This window comes from Streptomyces sp. NPDC091280 (assembly GCF_044768565.1).
In the GTDB taxonomy this organism is placed as follows: Bacteria; Actinomycetota; Actinomycetes; order Streptomycetales; family Streptomycetaceae; genus Streptomyces.
The window spans coordinates 22,982-46,917 of sequence record NZ_JBIVUZ010000004.1 but is presented as its reverse complement, the minus strand read 5'-3'; the positions used below and the strand labels follow the sequence as shown (position 1 = coordinate 46,917).

At 72.9% G+C, this 23,936-nt stretch carries 16 protein-coding genes and 1 tRNA gene; 13 read left to right on the top strand and 4 right to left on the bottom strand.

The window, feature by feature from the left end; translation table 11 throughout:
• Positions 1-3: 3 nt before the first annotated feature.
• The 4 genes from ACIQPR_RS13615 (at position 4) to ACIQPR_RS13600 (ending at position 6,291) form a co-directional block, all read left to right on the top strand.
• Positions 4-816, top strand: a complete 813-nt coding sequence (locus ACIQPR_RS13615; protein ID WP_403646596.1) for an alpha/beta fold hydrolase — start codon at positions 4-6, stop codon at positions 814-816.
• Complete coding sequence (locus ACIQPR_RS13610) at positions 813-2,015, top strand: glycosyltransferase (protein ID WP_403646593.1); 1,203 nt, start codon at positions 813-815, stop codon at positions 2,013-2,015. Before ACIQPR_RS13615 ends, ACIQPR_RS13610 begins: the two co-directional genes overlap by 4 nt.
• A complete protein-coding gene (locus ACIQPR_RS13605) occupies positions 2,012-3,094 on the top strand; it encodes a class I SAM-dependent methyltransferase (RefSeq protein ID WP_403646590.1) in 1,083 nt (360 codons plus the stop codon). The genes ACIQPR_RS13610 and ACIQPR_RS13605 overlap by 4 nt, the downstream gene beginning before the upstream one ends.
• A 98-nt stretch (positions 3,095-3,192) precedes the next feature.
• Positions 3,193-6,291, top strand: coding sequence for a beta-N-acetylglucosaminidase domain-containing protein (locus ACIQPR_RS13600; protein ID WP_403646587.1), 3,099 nt, complete (start codon positions 3,193-3,195; stop codon positions 6,289-6,291).
• Between the two features lie 64 nt (positions 6,292-6,355).
• Here the strand turns inward: ACIQPR_RS13600 and ACIQPR_RS13595 are convergent, their stop codons facing one another.
• Positions 6,356-7,120 carry a sugar isomerase domain-containing protein gene (locus tag ACIQPR_RS13595; protein WP_403647893.1) on the bottom strand — a complete coding sequence of 255 codons (765 nt, stop codon included), beginning with the start codon at positions 7,118-7,120 and terminating at the stop codon, positions 6,356-6,358.
• A 133-nt stretch (positions 7,121-7,253) separates the two neighbouring features.
• Between ACIQPR_RS13595 and ACIQPR_RS13590 the strand changes: the two genes are divergently transcribed.
• The 6 genes from ACIQPR_RS13590 to ACIQPR_RS13565 all read left to right on the top strand — a co-directional run bounded on the left by ACIQPR_RS13590 (position 7,254) and on the right by ACIQPR_RS13565 (position 16,528).
• Positions 7,254-8,138: a MurR/RpiR family transcriptional regulator gene (locus tag ACIQPR_RS13590; RefSeq protein WP_403646585.1), complete on the top strand. Its 885-nt coding sequence runs from the start codon at positions 7,254-7,256 to the stop codon at positions 8,136-8,138.
• 132 nt (positions 8,139-8,270) lie between these two features.
• Positions 8,271-12,503: an NEW3 domain-containing protein gene (locus tag ACIQPR_RS13585; RefSeq protein WP_403646582.1), complete on the top strand. Its 4,233-nt coding sequence runs from the start codon at positions 8,271-8,273 to the stop codon at positions 12,501-12,503.
• Positions 12,500-13,132 carry a peptidyl-prolyl cis-trans isomerase gene (locus ACIQPR_RS13580; protein WP_403646580.1) on the top strand — a complete coding sequence of 211 codons (633 nt, stop codon included), beginning with the start codon at positions 12,500-12,502 and terminating at the stop codon, positions 13,130-13,132. Before ACIQPR_RS13585 ends, ACIQPR_RS13580 begins: the two co-directional genes overlap by 4 nt.
• A gap of 128 nt (positions 13,133-13,260) precedes the next feature.
• Positions 13,261-14,631 (top strand): extracellular solute-binding protein, encoded by a 1,371-nt coding sequence (locus ACIQPR_RS13575; RefSeq protein ID WP_403646577.1) that lies wholly within the window; start codon positions 13,261-13,263, stop codon positions 14,629-14,631.
• Entirely contained in the window at positions 14,631-15,647 is a 1,017-nt protein-coding gene (locus ACIQPR_RS13570) for a carbohydrate ABC transporter permease (RefSeq protein WP_403646574.1), read from the top strand. The genes ACIQPR_RS13575 and ACIQPR_RS13570 overlap by 1 nt, the downstream gene beginning before the upstream one ends.
• Positions 15,644-16,528, top strand: a complete 885-nt coding sequence (locus tag ACIQPR_RS13565) for a carbohydrate ABC transporter permease (protein ID WP_403646571.1) — start codon at positions 15,644-15,646, stop codon at positions 16,526-16,528. Before ACIQPR_RS13570 ends, ACIQPR_RS13565 begins: the two co-directional genes overlap by 4 nt.
• On the opposite strand, the gene ACIQPR_RS13560 is transcribed toward ACIQPR_RS13565, so the two are convergent.
• Together ACIQPR_RS13560 and ACIQPR_RS13555 are read right to left on the bottom strand one after the other, a co-directional pair.
• Positions 16,518-18,740, bottom strand: coding sequence for a glycoside hydrolase family 3 N-terminal domain-containing protein (locus tag ACIQPR_RS13560; RefSeq protein ID WP_403646568.1), 2,223 nt, complete (start codon positions 18,738-18,740; stop codon positions 16,518-16,520). The two genes, ACIQPR_RS13565 and ACIQPR_RS13560, sit on opposite strands and share 11 nt — an antisense overlap.
• On the bottom strand, positions 18,737-19,765 hold the full coding sequence (locus ACIQPR_RS13555) for an N-acetylglucosamine kinase (RefSeq protein WP_403646565.1): 1,029 nt from the start codon (positions 19,763-19,765) through the stop codon (positions 18,737-18,739). The genes ACIQPR_RS13560 and ACIQPR_RS13555 overlap by 4 nt, the downstream gene beginning before the upstream one ends.
• Before the next feature lie 8 nt (positions 19,766-19,773).
• Between ACIQPR_RS13555 and ACIQPR_RS13550 the strand changes: the two genes are divergently transcribed.
• Positions 19,774-21,030, top strand: a complete 1,257-nt coding sequence (locus ACIQPR_RS13550; protein WP_403646562.1) for a glycosyl hydrolase — start codon at positions 19,774-19,776, stop codon at positions 21,028-21,030.
• Between the two features lie 3 nt (positions 21,031-21,033).
• Here the strand turns inward: ACIQPR_RS13550 and ACIQPR_RS13545 are convergent, their stop codons facing one another.
• Complete coding sequence (locus ACIQPR_RS13545) at positions 21,034-22,509, bottom strand: glycoside hydrolase family 3 N-terminal domain-containing protein (protein WP_403646559.1); 1,476 nt, start codon at positions 22,507-22,509, stop codon at positions 21,034-21,036.
• Between the two features lie 221 nt (positions 22,510-22,730).
• Between ACIQPR_RS13545 and ACIQPR_RS13540 the strand changes: the two genes are divergently transcribed.
• Entirely contained in the window at positions 22,731-23,762 is a 1,032-nt protein-coding gene (locus ACIQPR_RS13540) for a YbhN family protein (RefSeq protein WP_403646556.1), read from the top strand.
• A gap of 98 nt (positions 23,763-23,860) precedes the next feature.
• Positions 23,861-23,933: transfer RNA gene (locus ACIQPR_RS13535), tRNA-Gln, on the top strand.
• Positions 23,934-23,936: the final 3 nt, after the last annotated feature.

Sequence of the window (23,936 nt, the reverse complement as noted above, 5' to 3'; positions counted from 1 at the left end):
CCGATGGCTATGGTCGACACCGGTCAACTCCGGCTGCACGTACAGAGGATGAGCCCGCCCGACGGCCGCCCGGTGACCGCCACGGCGGTGCTCGTGCACGGTCTGCTCACCGACAGCCTCGCCAGCTACTACTTCACCCTCGCCCCGCCGTTCGCGCTGGCGGGCGTCGACGTGGTCATGTACGACCTGCGCGGGCACGGGCGCAGCGGGCGGCCGGCGACCGGCTACACCCTCGACGACAACATCGACGACCTGGAGGCGCTGCTGGACCGCCTGGAGGTGACCGGCCCGGTCCATCTGGTCGGCAACTCCTACGGCGGGACGGTCGCGTTCGGCTACGCGGCCCGCCATCCGGAGCGGGCCGCCAGCGTCTGCCTCATCGAGTCGGAACCGGCGACGGACGCCTGGGCGCCCAAGCTCGGCGGCATCCTGGACCGGGTGCTGCACGAGCTGGCGCACAACGAGGACGACGCCATCGCCTGGATCAGCGCGAACCGCGGCCACAACACCGCCCGCCTCGCCAAGGGCGCGGCACGGCTGGCGCGGGAGACCTCGCTGTCCCGGGACATCCCCTCCAGCGCCGTTCTGACGGAGGATCAGATCCGGTCGGTGCGCTGCCCGGTGCTCGGGGTCTACGGCGGCGACTCCGATCTCGCCCTGCTCGCCCCCTGGCTGGAGTCGGTGCTGCCGGACTGCCGGACCGTCGTCGTCCCCGGTCATGAGCACTCGGTGCTGGTGGAGGCGGCGGGCACGGTCGGCGGCCACATCCTCTCGCTGATCCAGGGGGCGGGCGCGACCGAGGCGGCCGTCCGGTGAGCCGGTTCCTCTTCGTCGTGCCGCCGCTGGTCGGCCACATCAACCCGGCGGCCGGTGTGGCCGCCGAACTCGCCGCGCGCGGCCACGAGTCGGCGTGGGCCTGCGCCGACCCCGCGCTCGTCCGGCGGCTGGCGGGCGCATCGGCGCGGGTGTTCCCGTGCGCCGGTCCGGTACCGGGCTCGGGCGAGGGCGTACGGCCGCCCGACCTGCGTGGGCCCGAGGCGCTGAAGTTCCTGTGGGAGGCCTTCCTCGTGCCGCTCGCCGAGCGGATGGCGCCCGGAGTCGCCGCCGCCGTGGCGGAGTTCGGCCCCGATGCGGTCGTCGCCGACCAACAGGCCCTGGCCGGCGGTCTGGTGGCGGAGCGGCTCGGGGTGCCGTGGGCGACCTCGGCCACCACCTCGGCCGAGTTCACCGACGTGTTCGCGGGCATCCCCAAAGTCGGGCGCTGGCTGGAGGAGTTGCTGCGAGGGCTCCGCGCCGACCTCGGTGATCCGTCCGCCACCGGCGACCCGCGCTTCTCGCCGCATCTGGTCCTCGCGTTCAGCACCCCGGAACTCGTCGGCCCCGGGGCACGGCAAGGCGGGCGGATCCGCTGGGTCGGCCCGTCGATCGCGCCCCGCCCGGCCGCGCCCGACTTCCCCTGGGACTGGCTGGATCCGGGCCGCTCCCTGGTCCTGGTCAGCCTGGGCACCGCCAACACCGATGTGGGCGCCCGCTTCCTCACCGAGTGCGTGCGGGCGCTGCGGGCCCGAACGGACCGGGTGCAGGCGGTGATCGCGGACCCGGGCGGCGCGCTCGGGCCCTCGGACGGCGCGGACAAGGACCTCCTCGTCCTGCCGTCCATTCCCCAACTCCCGCTGCTGGAAAGGGCGGACGCGGTCGTCTCGCACGCCGGGCACAACACGGTGTGCGAGGCGCTGTGGCACGGCGTCCCGCTCGTCGTGGCGCCCATCCGCGACGACCAGCCGGTGATCGCCGGGCAGGTCACCGACGCGGGCGCGGGCGTCCGGGTCCGCTTCGGCCGGGTAACCGCGCCGAAGCTGGGCGCGGCGCTCGACGCCGTGCTCCACGAACCCGGCCACCGTGCCGCCGCCGACCGCATCCGCACGGCGTTCCGCGCGGCGGGCGGCAGCCGTGCGGCGGCCACCCATCTGGAACTGCTGGCCACCGGCGCGTCCCCGAAGGAGACCACCCCGTGAGCACCGAGGACGACCCGAGACCACCGAGCCGCGACGACCAGGTGGCGGCCCTGCGGCCGGTCTACCAGGCCGACCTGGCCGACGGACTGGACCGCTTCTTCGAGCCCCGGTGCGAGAGCTGTCCGTGGTGCGGCTCGGCGCGGCTGGTGCCCCGGCTGCGCACGAGGGACCTGATCCAGCACAAGCCGGGCACCTTCGTCCTGGACCGCTGCGAGGACTGCCGGCACACGTTCCAGAATCCCCGACTGAGCCCGGCGGGGCTGGAGTTCTACTACCGGGACTTCTACGACGGCCTGGGCGAGAAGCAGTTGGGGAACACGTTCGCCGCGCGCACCAAGATGTACGAGCAGCGCGCGCGGTCGCTGCTCGCGCACGCGCCGGCCCCCAAGAACTGGCTGGACGTCGGCACCGGCCACGGTCACTTCTGCGAGTCGGCCCGCACGGTGTATCCGGACACCGCCTTCGACGGCCTCGACTTCACGGACGGCGCCGAACTCGCCGAGCGGGCGGGCCGGGTGGAGCGCGGCTATCGCGGCAGCTTCCCCGAACTGGCCGCGGATCTCGCGGGCCACTACGACGTCGTCAGCATGTTCCACTACCTGGAGCACAGCACCGAACCGGAGCGTGAACTGGCCGCCGCGCACACGGCAGTTCGCCCCGGCGGCCATCTGCTGATCGAGGTCCCGGACCCCGACAGCCGCTACTCCCGGCTGCTGGGCCGCTGGTGGCTGCCGTGGCTCCAGCCCCAGCATCTGCACTTCGTGCCGGTGGAGAACCTGCGGCGGCGGCTCACCGAGCTGGGCTTCACGGTCGTGGCGGAACAGCACGCGGAGCCGCACGACCCGGTCGACCTGCTGGCGGGCACCTGGCTGGCGCTGGACACGGTCGCGCCCCGCGACAACCTCCCGTGGCTGCCGAAGCCCCCGACCGGCTCGGCCCGCGCGCTGCGCGCGGCGGTGCTGATCGCGGGCATCCCGGCGCTGGTCCTGGGCACGCTGCTGGACCGGTTCGCGGTGAAGCCGCTGTCGCACCGCCTTGGCGTGTCCAACGCGTACCGGCTGGTGGCGCGAAGGGACTGAGCGGCGGCGGGCGCCCCGACGCACCATTGAATGATGCATTCACCATCTCTAGCATCCCTCGGTGATTCCATTTATTCTTGGTGCCAGAAGGGGAACCCGTGGCTCCAGCCGCCCGCCTCGCCGCCGCCCTGCTGTTGGCCGCAGGTCTCACCGTCCCGTCGCTCTCCACGACGGCGACGGCCGCACCGTCCGCGCGAACACAGCCCCAGGTGTGGCCCACACCCAAGTCCCTGCACACGGAGCCCGGTCAACTCACCGTCCCCGAGCGGGTGGTGGAGGTGGTGGGCGCCGGGACCGATCCCTCGGCCCGGCGCCTCGTCGAGACCGTCCTGCGGGACGCGGGCGCCGACTCGGTCACCGCGATCGGCCCCGGTGACCGCCCTCCCGCGCCCGCCGCCCTCACGGTCTACGTCGGCGGTCCGTCCGAGAACCCCGCCACCGCACGGGTGTTGAAGAGCCTGGGCGCCGCGTCCCCGGCGGGTCTGCCCTCCGGCGGCTACTCCCTCGCCACCGGCCGCACCGGCGGCCGGGCCGTCGTCGCCCTCTCCGGCGTCGACACCACCGGCACCTTCTACGCGGCCCAGACCCTGCGCCAGCTCGTCACCGGATCCCGGCTGCCCCGCGTGACCGTCCGCGACTGGCCGACCGCCGCCCTGCGCGGAGTCGTCGAGGGCTTCTACGGCACTCCGTGGACGCACGCCGAGCGGCTCGACCAGCTGGACTTCTACGGCCGTACGAAACAGAACGTCTACGTCTACTCCCCCAAGGACGACGACTACCTCCGGGCCCGCTGGCGCGACGAGTACCCGGCCGCCGAACTGGCCCAGTTGAAGGAACTCGTCGACCGGGCCGCGGCCGATCACGTCCGCTTCACCTACGCGCTGTCCCCCGGGCTGTCGGTCTGCTACTCCTCGGCCGCCGACGTCCAGGCCCTCACCGACAAGTTCGCGTCGCTGTACGCCATCGGCGTGCGCTCCTTCGCGATCCCGCTGGACGACATCAGCTACACCAAGTGGAACTGCGCTGCCGACGAGAAGGAGTTCGGCACCGGCGGCGGTGCGGCGGGCGCGGCGCAGGCTCACCTGCTCAACCAGGTGTGGCAGCGGTTCTCCGCCGCGCACCCGGACCTCCAGCCGCTGGAGATGGTCCCCACCGAGTACTCCGACCTGGCCGACTCGCCCTACAAGACGGCGTTGCGGGAACGGCTCGCCCCGGAGGTGGTCGTGGAGTGGACCGGCGTCGGCGTCATCGCGCCGACCATCACGGCCGACCAGGTGGCGCGGGCCCGCGCGGTCTACGGCCACCCGATCCTGGTCTGGGACAACTACCCGGTCAACGACTACGTCACCAGCCGTCTCCTGCTCGGCCCCTACACCGGCCGCGAGCCCGGCGTGGCGTCGGCGGCGACCGGGGTGACCGCCAACCCGATGGTGCAGGGCGAGGCGAGCCGGATCGCCCTGTTCACCTCGGCCGCCTATCTGTGGAACCCGGACGCCTACGACCCGCGGGCCGCCTTCCTGGCCTCCGTCCGCGATCTCGCCGCGGGCTCCGCCCCCGGCACCGCGACCTGGCTGCGGATCTTCGCCGAGAACAACTACTCCTCGCAGCTCGACGCCACCGAGTCCCCCACGCTCACCCGGCTCATCGCCGGGTTCCGCACCGCCTACGAACACGACAGCGGCCTCGACCGGGCCGCCGACGCCCTCGCCGCCTACTTCGCCGACATGGCGGCCACCCCGGCCCAGTTGCGCGCCCGGCTGCGCAACTCCGGCTTCCTCCAGGAGACTTCGGCCTGGCTGGACAAGCTCGGCGACTACGGCACCGCCGGCGGGACGGCCGTACGCCTGCTGCTCGCCGACAAGCGGGGCGACACCGACGCCGTCACCACGTACTGGAACCGGCTCAGAAACGAGCGCAAGGCGCTGGACGCGATCCCCCAGCAGGTCGCGCCGGGTGTCATGGACCAGTTCCTCTACACGACGATGCTGGAGAACGCGCCCGACCCCGGCGTCGACGCCTCCTTCGCCCCCGCCTCCCTCACCCTGAGGCCCGGCGCGTCGGAGACGGTGACCCTCGCCCTGTCCGACCCGAGGTCCACCGCCGCCCGCACGGTCACCTGGAAGCTCGACGTGCCCGAGGGGGTCACCGCCTCGCCCGACGAGGGCACCGCGACCGTCCCGGCGGGCGGCAGCGCCTCGGCCACCGTCACCCTGACCGCCCGCTCCGGGGGCGTCCACTCCGTCGTGGTCTCGGGCACGGGCGTCCTCGACCGGGCGCTCCCGGTCCGGGTCACCGACGGCAGCGGTACCGCCAGGGCGCTCACCGCCGACTTCAGCGGCGCGTCGGTCAGTTCGATCGACCTGTCCTCCGGGAAGAGCGGCGAGATCGCCGTCGGGAACAACCCGGGCGACGTGGTCGTGAGCGCGGACGGGCGCACCGCCTACGCCGCGAACCAGGGCTCGGACACCGTCAGCGTGATCGACGTGGCCAAGGGCACCGTCACCGCCACGGTCGCCGTGGGCAAGGTCCCCGCCGGCCTCGCGCTCACCCCGGACGGCGGCACGCTGTGGGTCGCGAACTACACGGACGGGACCGTGCAGCCGGTGGACACCGCGAGCCTGACGGCGGGCACACCCGTCGCCGTGGGTTCCGGGCCCGAGAACATGGCGATCACCCCGGACGGCGAGACGCTGTACGTGGCCGACATCCACGACGACGCGGTCACCCCGGTCGATCTCACGGACCGGACGGCCGGGCCGGCGATCCCCGTCGGGCCCAGCCCCTTCAACGTCGTCGCCGCACCCGACGGCAGGACCGTGTACGTGTCCAACTCCGGTGGTTCCACGGTCACTCCGATCGACACGGCCACCGATGAGACCGAGCCGACCCTCCTGGTCTCCGGCCAGGCCTACGGCCTCGCGCTGTCCCCGGACGGCCGGACCCTGTGGGTCAGCGCCAGCGACGGCGACACCGTCACCCCGGTCGACACGGTCACCGGCGCCGCGGGCACCAAGGTGACGGTCGGGAGGTCGGCCTTCGACGTCGCCCTGGACTGGAACGGCGCCACGGCGTACGTCACCACCGCCGACGCCGGCGCGCTGGTCCCGTTCGACACCGCGTCCGGGACCACGGGCACTCCCCTGACCACGGGTGCCTATCCGCTCGCCGTGGCGCTCACTCCCGTACCGGTGGAGTGACCGGAACGAGCGGCCGGGGCCCCGTTCCGGGGGTCCCGGCCGCTCGTCCCCGCGCCTAAGACGGTCAGCTCGCCGTCCGCCGGATCCGCCCCTCGTACCGCTTCTCCAGCTCCAGGTTGCCCTCGAAGCCGCCCGGCACATTGGCCGAGACGTACACGGGCGGCCGGTCCCCGGTGGCGAGCAGCTGGGCGGCGGCCTCCGCGACCGTGAGCTGGACCAGCATCGCGCCGGTGAGCGTGGACAGGGCGCACACCGCGCCCCCGCCCGGGAGTTCGAGGAGGGCGTCGCCGCGCGGGGCCGCGTTGTCGAGGACCACGTCGGCGAGGTCGACGAGCTTCTTGCCGCTGGGGTGTCCGGCGGGGACGGCGTGGGTGTGGGCGAGCGAGGTGATGGCGAGGAGGCGGTGGCCGCGCTCCTTCACCCGCAGGGCCATCTCCACGATGACCTTGTTGACACCGGAGTTGGAGACGATGACGAAGAGGTCCTGCGGGTGGGGCGCGGCCAGGTCGTAGAGCCGGTCGGCGACGTTGGCCCGCCGCTCCAGCAGGGGGTCGTCGAGGACGCTCGGGGCGTCGCCGCCGTAGAGGACGAGGTCGGCGATGCTCAGGCGGTTGGTGGGCACCAACCCCCCGGCGCGGCCCGCGAGTTCGAGGACCATGGCCTGGGAGTGGCCGGTGCCGAAGGCCTGGATCACGCCGTCGGCGCGGACGCAGTCCGCGATCAGTGCGGCGGCGCGGGACACGCTCTCGCGGCTGGATTCGGTGATGTGTTGCAGGACGGCCAGGCTCTCGCGCGCGAAGATCTCGGCGCTCACGGACTCGGCGGACACGGACTCGGCGGACACACGACACTCCCCACCGGTGGATCAAACCACCTGTTCTTTCCCGATCAATGAATCAATAAATCACACACGGTCCTGGTATTCAATCGATGGCCTCTGGGGTGGCTGATACCTTCTTCCCATGCCCCCGACAGACGTCACCACCCTGATCCGCACGGAGCTGCCCCGGCTGGCCGGCTCGCTGCGGAAGGTCGGCGAGCTGATCCTGGAGGATCCGGCCGCCGTCACCCACTGCTCGGCCGCCGAGCTGGGCCGCCGCACCGGCACCTCACAGGCGACGGTGACCCGGTTCTGCCGCGCGGTGGGCCTCGACTCGTACCAGCATCTGCTGATCGAACTCGCCCAGGAGCGCGGGCGCGGCGAGGTGTCCGACTGGGGCACCGCCGAGATCGGCCCGGACATCTCCCCGGACGACGATCTGGAGCGGGTCGTGCAGGTCGTGGGCAGCGCCGACCTGCGCGCGGTGCAGCAGACCATCGACCGGATCGACCTCGACGCGGTGGAGCGCGCGGCCACCGCCGCCGCCCGCGCCCGGCGCATCGACGTCTACGGCATCGGCGGCAGCGGGGCGGTCGCCCAGGAGACCGAGACCCGGCTGTTCCGCATCGGCTGCGCGGTGCGCGGCTGGACCGAGGTGCACGCCGCGAGCACCTCCGCCGCCCTGCTCACCCCGGCGGACGTGGCGATCGGCATCTCCCACTCCGGTTCGACCCGCGAGACCATCGAGCCCCTCGAACTGGCCAAGGAGCGCGGCGCCACCACGGTCGCCCTGACCTCCGACCCGCGCTCCGCACTGGCCCGCGCCGCCGACATCCGGCTCATCTCCTCGTCCTCGGCGACGAGTTTCCCCACCGGCATCATCGGCGCCCGCCACTCGGTGCTGGTCCTCATCGACTGCCTCTACGTCCGGATCGCGCAGCTCTCCTACCAGCGCGCGAGCGCCTCGCTGGCGCTGACCGACCACATCGCCGGGGAGCACACGGTGAAGTCCCGCAGGGGCCGGTGACCTGAGCCGGGACCGGCCGTGAGCACGGCCGAGTCTGCATGGATGAACCACCGAAGTTACGCGGGGATGGTTGTTTGAATCATCTTCGCGGTGCCAGGATGGGCGCTCCGCCGAGCCATTGGTAGGAGACCCATGCGCGTGACCGCTGCCCAGTCGACCGAGCTGTTCGTCGGCACCGCCGAGCTCCCGCTCCAGGTGGTGACCGCCGAACTCGCCCATGTCCCGGGCCGGCCGGTCCGCCTCACGGTCGAGGGCCCGGGGGTGCGCGGTGGCGCGGAGACGGTCGTGGGCGAGGACGGCACCGCGCACGCCGAGATACCCGTGACGGCCGACCTCGCACCCGGCGAGCGGTGCACCGTCGAGGTGACGGCCGCCGACGGCGACCAACTGGCCACCCGCACCGCCGAGTTCACCGCCGCCGAACCCGGCTGGACCATGTTCATGGTCAGCCACTTCCACTACGACCCGGTCTGGTGGAACACCCAGGGCGCCTACACCGAGACCTGGGACACCGCCGACGACCCGGCCGCCACCGGCCTCCCCGCCCGCACCTTCGACTCGCGCGGCCAGTCCGGGATGAGCCTGGTCCGCGCCCACTGCGACCTGGCCCGCCGCGACCCGGCGTACACCTTCGTGCTGGCGGAGGTCGACTACCTCAAGCCGTACTGGGACTCCTTCCCCGAAGAGCGCGCCTTTCTGCGGGAGTTGATCCGCACCGGCCGGGTCGAGATCATGGGCGGCACCTACAACGAGCCCAACACCAACCTGACCGGCGCCGAGGCGACCGTACGCAACGCCCTGTACGGGGACGGCTTCCAGCGCGCCATCCTCGGCGCGGCCCCCGAAACCGCCTGGCAGCTCGACGCGTTCGGGCACGACCCGCAGTTCCCCGGGCTGATGGCGGACGCGGGCATCTCCTCCAGCTCCTGGGCACGCGGGCCGTTCCACCAGTGGGGCCCGACGCTCTCGGTCTTCGGCGAGGAGCCGCGCGACCCCCGACGCATGCAGTTCCCGGCCGAGTTCAGCTGGATCGCCCCCTCCGGACGCGGCCTGCTGACCGCCTACATGGTCAACCACTACGGCGCCGGCTGGGCGATCGACAACGCGCCCACGCTCCCCGAGGCCGAGGCGGCGGCGCTGAAGCTGTTCCGGGGCCTGAAGAAGGTCGCGCTCACCCGCAACGTCCTGCTCCCGGTCGGCGGCGACTACGCCCCGCCGTGCCGCTGGGTGATGGACATCCACCGCGACTGGAACGCCCGTTACGTCTGGCCGCGCTTCGTCAGCGGCATCCCCCGCGACTTCTTCGCCGCCGTGCGGGCCGAGTTGGCCGAGGAGGGCCGCAAGGCCTCCCCGCAGACCCGGGACATGAACCCGGTCTACACCGGCAAGGACGTCTCCTACATCGACACCAAACAGGCCCAGCGCTACGGCGAGACCCTCCTCGCCGACGCGGAGGCCTGGGCCACCCTGGCCTCGCTCGTGGCCGAACACCCCTACCCGGACGCCGCGTTGGACAAGGCCTGGCGGCAGCTGATCTACGGCGCCCACCACGACGCGATCACCGGCTCCGAGTCGGACCAGGTGTACATCGACCTGATGACCGGCTGGCGCGAGCTGTACGACCTGGCGGAAGCGGTGCACGCCGACGCCACGGACGCGATAGCCGCCGAGGTCGCCCCGCTGCCGGGCGCAGGCGCCGACCTGGTGGTGTTCAACGCGGCGACCTGGGAGCGCCGGGACGTCCTGACCGTCGCCGACCCCGGTCTGGTCCCGCTCGACGACACCGGCCTGCCGCTCCCGGCCGTACGCGAGGGGGACCTGCTCCGGCTGGTCGTACCGGACGTGCCCGGCCTGGGCCTCAAGGCCCTCCCGCTCGCCGAGGGTTCGGTGCCCGGCTGGACCCCCGGCGAAGGCCTCACCATCCGCAACGAGTTCTACGAGGTGACGGTCGACCCCGCGCGCGGCGGCGGCGTCAGCAGCCTGCGCGAACTGGCGGGCGGCGGCCGGGAGTTGCTGCGCGCCGGCGACATCGGCAACGAACTCGTCGTGCAGGAGGAGTACGCCCGGCACCCGCGCTTCGGCGAGGGCCCCTGGCACCTCACGCCGACCGGAACCACCGCCGCCCGCAGCCGGGACGTCACCGCCGACATCGATGTCCGGCACTCCCCCGCCGGTGCCCGGATCACCGTCACCGCCGACCTGGGACTGTTCCGGTACACGCAGCGGCTGACGCTGTGGACCGGGGTGGCGCGCCTGGACGTGACGACCACGATCGACGGCTACGACGGCGCCGACCGGCTGATCCGGGTGCGCTGGCCGTCCGACGTGACCGGCGGGCTGCCGGTGCACGAGGTGGCGGACGCGGTGATCGGGCGCGGGTTCGGCTTCGTGGACGTGGACAGCGAGGAGTTCCCGTGGACGCTGGACAACCCGGCGAACACCTGGTTCGGCCTCGGCTCCACCGCGCGGGTCGCGGTGCACGACGAGACGGGACGCCTGCTCGGCCACCGGTCGATCGGTGTCGCCGAACTCGTCCACACCGACTGGGAGGCGGCCGGTGAACTCGGCGCCCCGCTCGCGGCGGCCCTGGTCCGGGCCGGGGTCACCGCGACCTCGACCGTCGCGGGCGGTCCGCGCTACGGCGATCTCGAAGTCGACTCCAATCTCCCGGACTTCCGGATCGCGGTGGGAGCGCCCGAGCGCAACCCCGTGGTCGCCGAGGCGCTGGGCTGGGACCCGGCCGCCGGGCGCGAGCTGCGCCGCCAGCTGGCCGAGCGGGGGGTGGCGGCGGTGTGGGTCGCGCCGCGGGCCGGGCTGCGCGAGGAGTGGGTGCCCGGGGCCGATCTGCGCGATCTGGAACGGCTGCCGCTGCTCGTGGTGGCGGGCGCCCGGCCCGAGGACGACGCCAAGGCGGTCGACGCGCTGGTCGCCGACCTCGACGACGCGGTCCTGACGGCCACGGCGGCGGGCGGCGGCGAGGCGCTGCCGCCGGGAGACACCTGGGACGGCCGCACCTTCGCCGTCCTGAACCGGGGCACTCCCGGCTGTGTCGTGACCTCCGACGGCGACCTCCACATGTCCCTGATGCGCTCCTGCACCGGCTGGCCCTCCGGCATCTGGGTCGACCCGCCGCGCCGTACCGCGCCCGACGGCTCCGCCTTCCAACTCCAGCGCTGGACCCACGAGTTCGAGTACGCGGTGGTCGCGGGCGCCGGCGACTGGCGCGAGGTCGGGCTGCCGCGGGCCGGACATGAGTTCAACCACCCGCTCACGGCCCGGCTGCGCACCTCCCCCGGACAGGGCACCCTGCCGAGGAAGTCCGCGCTGCTCGGCCTGGAACCGGCGGGCGAGGTGGTCCTCGACGCCCTCAAGCCGCTCGGCTCACCGCTCGCCCGGGGCAGCGCGGTACCGGCCGACCCCGGGCACGGTGTCGTCGTACGGATGCACGAGGTGAACGGGCGGCCGGTGCGGGCCCGGATCCACGGGCCGCGGGAGTGGACCGAGGGTTCCCGGGCCGACGTACTGGAGGCGCCCGGCGCGGAGTTGACGCCGGAGCGGGACGGCGGGCTCGCCGTCGACCTCACCGGTTTCGAGGTCGCGACCGTGCTGGCGGCCACCAGCGCCGCTTCCACGACCGGGCCCGGGCCCGGAACAGCGGCGCACGAGCCCGCGCAGCCGGTCCACACCCGCTACTGGCTGCACAACTCCGGCCCCGCGCCGCGCGGGAACATGCCGGTGTCGGTGTACCTCTCCCCCGCCACCCTCACCGCCGCCGGACCGGTCACCGCGACCGTCCGGGTCGGCTCGGAGCTCACCGACGCCCCGGTGCTGGGCGCGGTGACCTTCGAGGTGCCGGACGGATGGACCGCCGAACCCGCCGAACTGCCGTACACGTTGGGGCCCGGCGGGTTCACGCTGGCCGAGGTGACCGTGACACCGCCGCCGGACCCGGCTCCCGGCCGGCACTGGCTCGCGGCCCGGCTGGCGTACGGCGGGCAGACGTACGAGGACACCGTCGCGCTGGACGTGCCGGACGGGCGGCTCGGGCCGACGCTGGTGTCCCGCCTGGGAGTCGACACGGTCACCGTGCGGGCGGGCGAGCGGGCCCGTGTCCCGGTGACCGTCCGCAACACCACCCGCGGGCCCGTCAACGGCACTCTGTGGGCCGTCTCTTCGTGGGGCACCTGGGCCGGTGTCGGGCCGGGCGTCCAGGGGTTCACGGTGGCCGGGGGCGCGGAGCGGGAGTGCGTGATCGAGGTGGACGGTTCGGCGGTGCCGCCGGGGTCGTACTGGCTGCTCGTGAAGGTCGCCTGGCACGGGTGCGTCGCCTATACGGAGGCCGTGGCGCTGGAGGTGACGCCGTGACGGCGGAGCACGCGGCCGTGGTGCGGGGCGCGGCCGTCCCCAAGGGGCGGGTGGACGCGCTGCTGGCGGCCGTACCGGCCCGGGGCCGGGAGGCCGCCCGGCCCGAGGCGCTCGCGCGGGCCGAGCGGCAGCGGCGGCGCTGGGCCACCCAGGTGGTGGTGATCGACGAGCTGGCCCAACGCGCTTGCGCGGAGCGGGGGTTGAAGCCGCCCGCGGAGGTGGCGCCGGAGCGGGTGCTCGCCGTCGCGGAGACCGATGTGGCGGATCTCGGCAGCATCGTCGCGGCGGCCCTCGCGCACTCCCCGGCCGTCCGGCTGCTGCTGGCCGAGCTGGAGGGCGAGCAGGAGATCGCGGAGGCGGCCGTGCGGGACTACTACGACCGCAACCGGGACCGCTTCCGCACGGCACAGGCGCTACGGCGCGGTGTCGACCCCTTCGGCCCGGTGTCGTCGGAGGACTTCGTGCCGTACGAGCAGGTCCGCGTGGGGGTCGCGCGGGAGCTGCGGCGGGCGGCGGGGCGACGCGCCCTGTTCGGCTGGTTGGACCAGGCCAAGGTCGGAGTCGTGTACGCCGCTGGGCACGAGCACCCCGGCGATCCGGCGCACCCGGACCACGAGCACCGGCACTGATCTCGTCCGGAACCTAAAAGCAACACGAGAACCATTGACCTCCGATGAATTCTGGTCCACCTTTTCATCAATCGGAGTCGAAGTTGGTTGATTGAACCAGATGTTGGCCGACGCCCAGGAGGGCAGCGATGCGCACAGGAAGACTGACCGGATCGATGGTGGGGATCATCGCCCTGACCCTGACGGCCGCCGGCTGCGGGCTGTCCGGCGGCTCGGGCGACAGCGACTCCACCGCGGGCGGCTGCAAGGTCGACAAGGGCAATGTGGGGTCCGGGAAGCTGACCGGTGAGGTGAAGGGCTCCATCACCTTCCAGACCACCAACCTGAAGAAGGACTTCGGCACGTTCTTCAACGGGGTCATCAAGTCCTTCGAGAAGGCCCACCCCGGTACCTCGGTGAAGTGGATCGACGACCCGGGCGACAGCACCTTCACCCAGCGCAATGTGGCCGACGCCCAGGCCTGCACACTGCCGGACGTCATCAACCTCAACGCGGAGACCGCCACGGCCCTGACGAAGGCGGGCTATCTGCTCGACCTCGGCGTCAAGGACCCCGACGCCGGCAAGCCGTTCGTCCCCGCGTTCTGGAAGTCGAGCACCTTCAAGGACGCTTCGGGCTCCGCGCTGCACACCGTGCTGCCCTGGTACACCGGCGGCATCGTCCTGACGTACAACACCGACCTGTTGAAGAAGGCCGGCATCGACCCGGCGAAGCCGCCGACGACGATCTTCGGGCTGTTCGCCGACTACGAGAAGATCGCCAAGTCCGCCAAGGGCAAGTACTACGCGACGATGGCCAACCCGATCTGGCGCATCCCCGCGGACTTCGACCAGATGAACATCAAGACCCTCTCCAGCGACGGCAAGTCGGCGGTGTTCGCGAACGATCCGCGCACCACGCAGTGGGTCGCCTGGATGGCGAAGCTGTACAAGGAGGGCGCGATGCCGAAGGACTCGCTGTCCTCCAGCAACGACCCGTCCACGCCGTACACGCAGGGCAAGGTCGCCTACGGTTCGACCAACCCCAGCTATGTGCGGTTCGTGAAGCAGAACAGCCCCTCGATCTACGCCAAGACGGCCGTCGGGCAGCAGCCCTTCGACGCGCTCGGCCACACCACCGGGGCACCCCAGTACATCTCGGTCGCCGCGACCAGCAAGCACGCGCCGGTGGCGCTGGCGTTCGCGGAGTTCCTCACCGACGCGGAGAACCAGACGGCCTGGGCGAAGGACCCGGACGTGGTGATCTTCCCGACCACGACCACCTCGCTCAACGACCCGTTCTTCCAGGACGTGACCGGCGACGACCAGTTCGCGCAGGCCCGCAAGCTGGTCGCCGACCAGCTCAAGACGACCACGGCCTACCAGACCAACCTCTCACCGGCCGTGCAGAACGCGATCGTGTCCCAGGTGCAGCTGGCCATGCAGGGCAAGAAGAGCCCGGCGCAGGCCGTGAAGGACGCCCAGGCGAAGGCCAACGAGCTGCTGAAGCAGGCCGGTTGATGGTGGCGACGCAGACCGCGAAGCCGGTGACCGTGCCCGGTGCCGAGGCCGTCGCCTCCGCACCGGGCACGACCCGCCCGCGCACGTTCCTCCGGGCCGTCCTCCCCGGCCCCGCCTCGGACGCCAACGGGGCCGCGCTGTACCGCCGTTGGTGGCTGCCCTGGCTGTGGACCGCGCCCGCGATCGTGTGCGCGGCGGTGTTCGGGGTGTTCCCGTTCCTCAACACCGTGCTGCTGTCGTTCACCGACGCCAAGCCGCTCGGCGGTGCCGCGGGCTTCGTCGGGCTCTCCAACTACACCCGGATGCTGGACGATCCGGACTTCTGGCTGGCGACCCGCAACAGCGTCCTGTACGCCGTGATCGTCGTTCCCCTGATGGTGCTGCTGCCGCTGCTGCTCGCCGTCCTGGTGGAGAAGAACCTGCCCGGCATCGGCTTCTTCCGCTCGGCCTTCTACACACCGGTCCTCGCCTCCAGCGTGGTCGTCGGCCTGAGCTGGCAGTGGCTGCTCGCCGACGACGGACTGGTCAACACCTGGCTGGAGAAGGCCCATGTGATCCGGTCGGCCATCCCCTTCCTGTCCGACTCGTGGCTGATCCTGCTCTCCGCGATGGGCCTGACCCTCTGGAAGGGCCTCGGCTGGTACATGGTCTTCTACCTGGCCGCCCTCGGGAACGTGCCGAAGGAGCTGCACGAGGCCGCCTCCATGGACGGCGCCGGAGCCGCCCGCCGCTTCTGGCACATCACCGTGCCCGGCGTACGGCAGGCGATGATGCTCGTCGGCACCCTCACCGGCATCGGCTCGCTGCGCGTGTTCACCGAGATCTACATGCTCGGCAGTTCCACCGGCGGCCCCGGCGGCGCGGACCGCACGCTGCCCTTCTACATCCGGGACGTCGGCCTCGACCCGATCACCGGAAACGCCGGCTACGGCTCGGCGGTGAGCGTGGCGCTGTTCGTCCTCACCCTGGGCCTGACCCTGCTGGCACAGCGCCTGACGAAGGAGGACGAGTCATGACGACGACCGCCGTGCGGCCCGAGTCCCGGCGCCCGGGCCCGCGTTGGCGGGACTACGGCCGCCCCCGCGAACTCGTCCTGCGCTACCTCCTGTTGCTGCTCGTCCTCGGTCTCACCGTGGGCCCGCTGATCTGGCAGTTCCTGGCCTCGCTGAAGGGCACCGGCGAGGACGTCTTCGGCGCGAACGCCTCCCTGCTCCCGCACCACCCGACCCTGCACGCCTACCGCGAGGTGTTCAGCCAGGTCCCGGTGGTGACGTACATCAGGAACAGCCTGATCGTCGTGGTCCTGTCGGTCGTGAGCCAGTTGCTGTTCTCCACGACGGCCGGCTACATGCTCTCCAAGCCCGCCTGGAAGGGCCGCCGCGCGGTCTGGGTCCTGCTGGTCGCCTCGATGATGTTCCCCTTCGAGTCGATCATGGTGTCGCTGTTCCTGAGCATCCGCGACCTCGGCCTGGTCGACAACGTGGTGGGCGTCTGGCTGCCCGGCTTCGTCGGCGCGATCAACGTCCTGCTGATGCGCGGCGCGTTCCTCGCCGTACCGCGCGAGATCGAGGACTCCGGGATGCTGGACGGCGCGGGCGAGTGGCAGCGCTTCCGGTACCTCTACCTCCCGTCGGCGTGGGGCGCGATCCTGGTGGTCACCATCAACACCTTCATCAGCGCCTGGGACGACTTCCTGTGGCCGCTGATCGTGCTGCGCTCCGAGGACCACATGACCCTGACGCTGGGCCTGTCCCGCTTGCAGAGTTCGTCGTTCGGCTACGACCAGCGGGTGGTGATGGCCGGTTCGGTGATCTCCGTGATCCCGGTCCTGGTCCTGTTCGTCATCACCCAACGCTGGTTCTACAAGGGCGTGTCGGCCGGCGCGGTCAAGCTCTGAGCCGTACGACGACGGGTTCCGCGGCGAGCGCGGACCGCGCGGACCGGGCGACCCGGACCTCCACGGCACCGGCCCGGCCGAACCGGTCGGTGCCGAAGGGGACGGCCACCGTGCGCCGTTCGCCCGGTGCCAGGTCCACGCTCCGGAACCCGTGCAGTTCGAGCGTGCGCGGCCAGACCGGGGTGAGCAGCCGGCGGACATACACCTGGACGACCGAACGGCCGGGCCGCCGCCCGGTGTTGGTGACCTCGACCTCGATCGCGCTCCCCGCCCGCCGCGGCGGACCGTACGCGAAGCTCGTGTACGACAGCCCGTGCCCGAAGGAGTGGCGCGGCTCGGCGTCGGCGTCGACATAGCCGCCGTACTCGATGTCCTTGTGGTTGTAGTAGACGGGGAGTTGGGCCACCGAGCGGGGCACGGAGACGGGCAGGCGGCCGGTCGGCTCGGCTCGGCCGAGCAGGATCTCGGCGACGGCCTCGCCGCCCCAGGGGCCGGGGTACCAGGCGGTGAGCAGCGCGCCCGCGCGGTCGGGGACGAGGTGCGGGCGGCCCTGGATCAGGACCACGGCGGTGGGGGTGCCGGTCGCGGCGACCGCGTCGAGCAGCGCGTACTGGGCACTGCCGAGGCGCAGGCCCGCGAGGTCGGCGCCCTCGCCGCAGGTCATCTCCGAAACGGCGTTGCGCGCCGCTCCGTTGGCGTCGAAGTCGGTACCGGCGGTACGGGCGCTGCTGCCGCCCAGCACCAGGACGGCCAGGTCGGAGGCGGCGGCAGCGGCGACCGCCTCGGGGATGCCGGAGAGGTCGTCGCCGGTCAGGGCGCAGCCGGGGGCGTGGCGGATGTCGGTGCCGGGCGGGGCGAGCCGTCGTAGGCCGTCCAGGACGCTGACACCGGAGCGCTGGGGTGCCGTGTAGTCGCCCGACTGGTGGGCGTGGGTGGCCGATTGGGGGCCGAGGACCGCGATGCGGGAGACGGTGGGCCGGACGGGCAGGACGTCGTCGTCGTTGCGGAGGAGGGTGACCGCGGCGCGGGCGAGGGCCGTGGACAGCTCCCTGCCCCGCTCGGGTGACGGCAACTCGCAGGTGTCGTAGGGGCGTTCGAAGAGGCCGAGGCGGAACTTCAGGCGGAGGACGCGGGCGGTGGCGGTGTCGACGGCCTCCTCGGTCACCAGTCCCCGCTCGACCGCCTCCTCCAGGTGGGTGAAGCCCTCGTCCCAGAGGCTGAGGTCGACTCCGGCATTGAGGGCGAGGGCCCCCGCCGAGACGGCGTCGCCGGTGATGCGGGCGAGTCGGTCCACGGCGAGGCCGTCGGCCATGACGAGGCCCTCGAAACCCCAGTCCTCGCGCAGGAGTTGGTGGAGCAGGGCGCGATTGCCCGAGCAGGGCAGGCCGTCGACCTCGTTGTAGGCGGACATGACGGCGGCGGCCCCGGCGCGGACTCCGGCGCGGGCGGCGGGGAGGTGGATGTCGTGGAGTTCGCGCAGGCCGAGTTCGGACTCGGCGGAGTTCCGGCCGCCGACCGTGGCGCCCTGTCCGGCGAAGTGCTTGAGGACCACGGGGGCCTTGTCGGGGGCGAACCCGGCCGTCGTGTCGCCCTGCATGCCGTTGACGAGTGCCTCGGTGAGGCGGGCGGCGAGGTGCGGGTCCTCGCCGAAGCACTCCTCCGTGCGGCCCCAGCGGGGGTCGCGGGCGATGTCCAGGGCGGAGACGAGGGCCACATGGGCGCCACGGGCGCGGAGTTCGGCCGCCGCGTGGGCGGCGGCCCGCTCGTAGAGGTCGGGGTCCCAGGTGGCGCCGACGGCCAGGTTGACCGGGAGGACCGTGCCGTCCAGGGCCATGTGGCCGTGCGGCACCTCCTCGACGAACAGGGCCGGGATGCCGAGGCGGCTGCTGTCGATCACATGGCGCTGCACCGACTCGGCCAGGGCGGCGCTGTCCTGGGCCCCGGGGCCGTTGCCGTGGTCGACACCGGACCAGGCGTCGGCGCGGAACAGGCCGTAGAGCGCGCCCAGTCCGGCGAAGCGGGTGGTCTCGGCGCGCAGGGCGTCGGTGAGCCGGAAGCCCTCGGGTGTGCGGCGGTAGGCGTCCCAGCCGTACATCCGCTGGTTGAGCTGACCGACCTTCTCGCGCAGGGTCATCCGGGCGAGGAGGTCGCGGACCCGGGCGTCGACGGGGGCGTCGGGGTCGCGGTAGAGAGGCGTGGCGGTGTCGGTCATCGGTCGTCACCCGCGTGGGCGAGCCGGGCGAGGGCGACCGCGCCCCGGCAGCCGTCCGGTACCCAGTCGAGGGTCAGGCCGAGGGGACGGAGACGGTCGGTGAGGGGGGCCGTCAGCGGGCCCTCGGGGCCGAGCAGACCGCCGGTGGCGACGATGCGTTCGCCCGGGGTCGGATGCAACGCCCGTACGGTGGACACCAGTTGGTCCGCCGCCTCGTCGAGGATCCCGGCCGCCACGGTGTCCTGAGCGCGGGCCGCCTCGACGACCAGCGGGGCGAAACGCGCGAGGCGGATGGGGAGTTCGGCCATCACCGCGGGGAGCACGTGCATGCGGTAGGCCTCGCGGTGGGCGCGCGACCAGGCGCCGTCGCCACGGGCGTCGCCGTCGCCGGGGAGCGCGTCGCCGGGGACTCCCAGCGCCCGCCCCACCAGCGCGGCCAGGGCCGTCGCCGTACCCCTGCCGTCGGCCATCCGCAGTGCCGCGCGTACCGCGGCGCGGCCGATCCAGAAGCCGCTGCCGTCGTCGCCGAGGAGCCAGCCGTCGCCGTCCACGGTGGCGGTGGAGCGGCGGTCGGTGATGCGCAGGGCGACCGCGCCGGTGCCGGCGACCAGGGCGAGGCCGTCGGCCGGGGTGCCGGGGGCGGAGGCGAAGGCCGCCTCGATGTCGCTGCGGACGCGGACCCGGTCGGCCGGGATGCCGAGGCGCCGGAGCGCCGCCGTGAGGGCGGTGCGGGCGTTGACATGGCCCGGTTCCTCGGTGGAGGCCGCCGTGGCGCCCGCGAAGCCGCCGGACACGGCGACCACCCGGGCCCGCACGGCCGGCGGGACGGCCTGCGCGATCGCGTCGGCCAGGTGGTCGGTGAGGCGCGGCACCGGGACGGTCAGGGCGTTGCCGGGTCCGGCCGCGCCCTCGCCGAGCGGGCGCCCGTCCTCGGCGGCGGCGAGGACGGCGCGGGTGCGGGTGCCGCCGGCGTCGAGGCCGATGACGACATCACCACGGAATTCCTGGTTCAAATCATTGCTCATTACTGACTATGGTGGTTGATACATTCACGGAGGGCAAGACCGGACCCGGGGAGGATCCCATTCCTACGCTTCGCTTCGGCGTCAACTACACGCCGCGCCGCGGCTGGTTCCACTCCTGGCAGGACTTCGACCCGGCGCACGCCCGTGAGGACCTGGCCCAGATAGCCGGGCTCGGCCTGGACCACGTCCGGATCTTCCACCTCTGGCCGCTGCTCCAGCCCAACCGCGCCCTGATCCGCACGACCGCCGTGGACCAGCTGGTGCACCTGGTCGACCTCGCGGGCGAGGCGGGGCTCGACGTCCTCGTGGACGGCGTCCAGGGGCATCTCTCCAGCTTCGACTTCTACCCGGAGTGGACCCGCAGCTGGCACCACCGCAACGTGTTCACCGACCCCGACGCGATCACGGCCCAGGCGGAGCTGCTGCGCACCCTGGGCCGCGCCCTGGCCGACCGCCCGAACCTGATCGGCCTCCAACTCGGCAACGAGCTCAACAACCTGGTGGAGCACAACCCGGTCACGGCGGACGAGGTGGACCACTATCTCGACACCCTGCTGGCCGCCGCCCGCGCGCAGCTGCCGCCGGACCGGCTGGTCACGCACTCCGCGTACGACGCCGCCTGGTACGGCGACGACCATCCGTTCACCCCGCGGGCCTCGGCCGGCAAGGGCGATCTGACCACCGTCCACCCGTGGGTGTTCTCGGGCGACTGCGCCCGCCGTTACGGTCCGCGCTCCCCGCAGGTGCTCCATCTCGCCGAGTACGGAACGGAGTTGGCGAAGGCGTACGCCGTCGAGCCGGGCCGGCCGGTCTGGGTCCAGGAGACGGGTGCGCCGGAACCGCACATCCCGGCCGCCGACGCGCCGGAGTTCGCCCGCGCGACCGTGCGCAACGCGGCCGAGTGCGAGGGCCTGTGGGGGGTGACGTGGTGGTGCTCGCACGACGTGGACCGCTCGCTCGCCGACTATCCCGAACTCGAATACACACTGGGCCTGTTCGACTCGGCGGGCCGTGCCAAGCCGATCGCCGAGGCCTTCGCCGAAGTGATCGCCGAGCCGCACACCGTACAACCCAGGGAAACGGCCCTCGTGTTGGACTGCGCTCCGGGCACCCGGTCGGTGTCCGGTCCGGGCGGCGCGTACTTCGAGGAGTGGATGAGGCTGCGCGCGGAGGGCCTGCGCCCGGCCGTGGTGCTCGCCGAACGGGCCCAGGACCAGGGGTACTTGGCGGCACGCGGCATCAAGGAAGTCGTCCACCCGGCATGACGCTCACGCGTCGGCCAGTACCTCCGCGACCGCGCGCAGGTTGACCCGGCCGCGCCCGTAGGAGCAGAGGGCGCCGCCCTCCGGCAGTCCGGTGTCGACCAGTACGGCGTCGGGTCGCCGGGCGACCAACGTGTCGCGGAGCCGGGCCTGCCAGGGGTGCAGGACGGCGTCGGAGGTGGCGACGACCAGGGGTCCGCCGCGGCCCGCGATGGTGTCGGCGAGGGCCGCGGGGTCGGCCGGTTCGGCGTTGAGGGCGGTTCCGGTGGCCGTGGGGTCGACGGCGCGGAGTTCGGTGAGGAGGTCCTCGCCGCCCCAGTTCAGGGCGGGGTGCGGGGCCGGGAACAGGTCGACGACATGGGCGCCGCGCACGGGCGGCGGCAGCGGCCGGGTGCGGACGGCGCGGCGCGCGGCCTCCAGTCCGGCGCCCGCGTCCCAGGCGGCGACCGTCCGGCGGGGTGTCGCGTACCGCTCGGCGAGCCGGCGCACCCGGCCGGCCGCCTCCCACACCCGCTCCTCCGCCAGCATGCGGGCGTGCAACGCGTCGAGGACGGCGTCCCGGCAGGCCAGGGTGACCGCCAGGTCCGGTACGGCGACGATGACTTGGTCGGCCCCGGCGGCGAGCGCGATCCGGGCGCCGGCCGCCTCGCCGTACTCGTCGGCGATGGCCTTCATCTCCAGCGCGTCGCTGACCAGGACGCCGTCGAAGCCGAGGTCGAGGCGGAGCAGATCGCCGAGGATGCGACGGCTGAGGGTGGCCGGGCGGTTGGCGTCCAGGGCCGGGAAGACGACATGGGCGCTCATCAGCATGGGCACGCCCGCGGCGACGGCGGCGCGGAACGGTTCGAGGTCGACGAGGAGTTCGTCGTAGGGCCGGGGGTCGATCGCGAGGCCGTGGTGGCTGTCGGTGATCGTGCCGCCGTGGCCGGGGAAGTGCTTGGCGCAGGAGGCGATGCCGCGCGCGTCGGTCGCGGTGATCCAGGCACGCAGCTGGCGGCCGGCCGGCTCGGGGTCGGCGCCGAAGGAGCGGGTGCGCACGATCGGGTTGCGCGGCTGGTGCTGGAGGTCGGCGACCGGCGCGTAGGAGACGGTGATGCCGAGGGTGGCGAGGTGGCCGGCGAGGGCGTCGGCGCACCGGGCGGTCAGCGCGGGGTCGTCGACGACCCCGAGGGCGTAGGAGCCGGGGACGTCCGGGGCGTCGGCCCGCACCAGGTGGCCGATGCCGCCGCCCTCGTTGTCGATGGCCACGAGCAGGTCGGGGCGCAGGGCGCGGAGTTCGTCGGTGAGCCGGCGCACCTGTGCGGCGTCCCGGATGTTGCGGGTGAAGAGGATGACTCCGCCGAGGCCGCGGTCGATGAGCCGCTTGAGGGTGTCCGGCACGGTCGTCACGCCGTCGAATCCGGCGACCAGACAGCGGTGGGCCGCCTCGTCGAGGTCGACGGGGAGGGCGAGGGCGGCGGACGAGGTCTCGGCGTGGGTCATACTGGAATTCAAATGGCTCGCTCAACCTAAAGTCAACAAACCGATGGATTGTTGATTCAGGCAATGATTCCGACCCGGCCGCGCTTCACCTGTGCCGTCCGCTCCCCTTCATACGCGCCATCCGCTCCCCGTTCATCCGTGCCGTCCGATTCGCTCAGCCGCCCGCGCCCCTTCCGCTTCCCGACACCACTGCGTCATACCGGATGGGAACGTTTCGCCTCGTGTCCCTGCTTCCGCTCGAAGAGATCCCCGGGCCGCTCCCCGCCACCACCCCCGGCCCGGCTCCCACTCCCGCCCCCGTCCCCTTCCGTCTCCCCGCCGCCGCGCGGCTCGCCACCAAGGTCCTGACCCTGCTGCCGCTGCTGCTGATCGCGGTGTGGGCGGCGGTCGACTGGCGTGCCATGTACGACGGCACGGCCCGGCTCGCCTCCGCCGACCCCTGGTGGCTGCTCGCCGCGTTCTTCTTCACCTGCCTCGGCTGGGGCACCGCCGCCCTGGTCCGCCAGGGTGCCGTGCCGGAACGGCTGCCGACCGGTCTGCTGATCGCCTCCCAGTTCGCGGCCGGCGCGGCGAACCACGCCCTGCCGGCCAGCATCGGCGCGCACGCCGTCACACTGCGCTTCCTCCAGGGCCGGGGCATCCCCCTCGCCCGCGCCACCGCCTCGCTCGCCCTGTACTCGCTCGTCAGGCCGATCGCGAAGACGCTGGTGCTGCTGGTCTTCCTGATCTCCTTCCCCGAGATGCTGCGCTTCGGCCAACTCGCCCCCAGAGGCTGGTCGTTGCTGCTGGCCGTCGGCGGCCTGACGACCGTGCTCGCCACGGCCGCCGTCCTGCTGTGCGCGGTGCGACGGCTGCGCAGCCCGGTGCTGCGCTGCGTCCGCACCGCCCTGACGGACGTACGACAGCTGCACACCATGCCCAGCCGGATCCTCGCCCTGTGGGGCGGGGCCGCCGCCGCCCCGGTGCTACAGGCGACCGTGATCTTCGCGGTCGGGGCCTCGCTCGGCCTGCCGCTGCCCTGGGCGCAGGTGGTCCTCGCGTTCCTCGCCGCCAGCACCGCGGTCGGCGCCGTGCCCGCGCCCGGCGGGATCGGTCCGGTCGACGCGGCGACGGTGTTCACGATGGTCGCGTTCGGCGCCCCCATGGACCTGGCCACGGCGAGCGTCATCGGCTACCGCGTCCTGACGGTGTGGGTGCCGTTGCTGCCCGGGGCGTTGATGCTGTCGGCGCTGGTGCACCGGAAGGTGCTCTGAACGGAAGGTGCGCTGAACGGAGGTGCTGTGACAGGAAGGTGCTCTGACCGAAATCCACTTGTACGGCCGCTCCTCGCACCTCTAACGTCGCTGCTCATCGACGTGTAGCTCAGTCAGGAGAGCACCGGGCTCTGGACCCGGAGGGCGCGGGGGCGGTACCCGCCACGTCGGCTT

What these genes read in the sequence shown, in the direction of transcription:
- ACIQPR_RS13560 (WP_403646568.1), bottom strand. Translation starts at nt 18,740, where the DNA reads ATGACCGACACCGCCACGCCTCTCTACCGCGACCCCGACGCCCCCGTC.
- ACIQPR_RS13555 (WP_403646565.1), bottom strand. Translation starts at nt 19,765, where the DNA reads ATGAGCAATGATTTGAACCAGGAATTCCGTGGTGATGTCGTCATCGGC.
- ACIQPR_RS13565 (WP_403646571.1), top strand. Translation starts at nt 15,644, where the DNA reads ATGACGACGACCGCCGTGCGGCCCGAGTCCCGGCGCCCGGGCCCGCGT.
- ACIQPR_RS13550 (WP_403646562.1), top strand. Translation starts at nt 19,774, where the DNA reads ATGGTGGTTGATACATTCACGGAGGGCAAGACCGGACCCGGGGAGGAT.
- ACIQPR_RS13590 (WP_403646585.1), top strand. Translation starts at nt 7,254, where the DNA reads ATGCCCCCGACAGACGTCACCACCCTGATCCGCACGGAGCTGCCCCGG.
- ACIQPR_RS13570 (WP_403646574.1), top strand. Translation starts at nt 14,631, where the DNA reads ATGGTGGCGACGCAGACCGCGAAGCCGGTGACCGTGCCCGGTGCCGAG.
- ACIQPR_RS13585 (WP_403646582.1), top strand. Translation starts at nt 8,271, where the DNA reads ATGCGCGTGACCGCTGCCCAGTCGACCGAGCTGTTCGTCGGCACCGCC.
- ACIQPR_RS13545 (WP_403646559.1), bottom strand. Translation starts at nt 22,509, where the DNA reads ATGACCCACGCCGAGACCTCGTCCGCCGCCCTCGCCCTCCCCGTCGAC.
- ACIQPR_RS13575 (WP_403646577.1), top strand. Translation starts at nt 13,261, where the DNA reads ATGCGCACAGGAAGACTGACCGGATCGATGGTGGGGATCATCGCCCTG.
- ACIQPR_RS13615 (WP_403646596.1), top strand. Translation starts at nt 4, where the DNA reads ATGGCTATGGTCGACACCGGTCAACTCCGGCTGCACGTACAGAGGATG.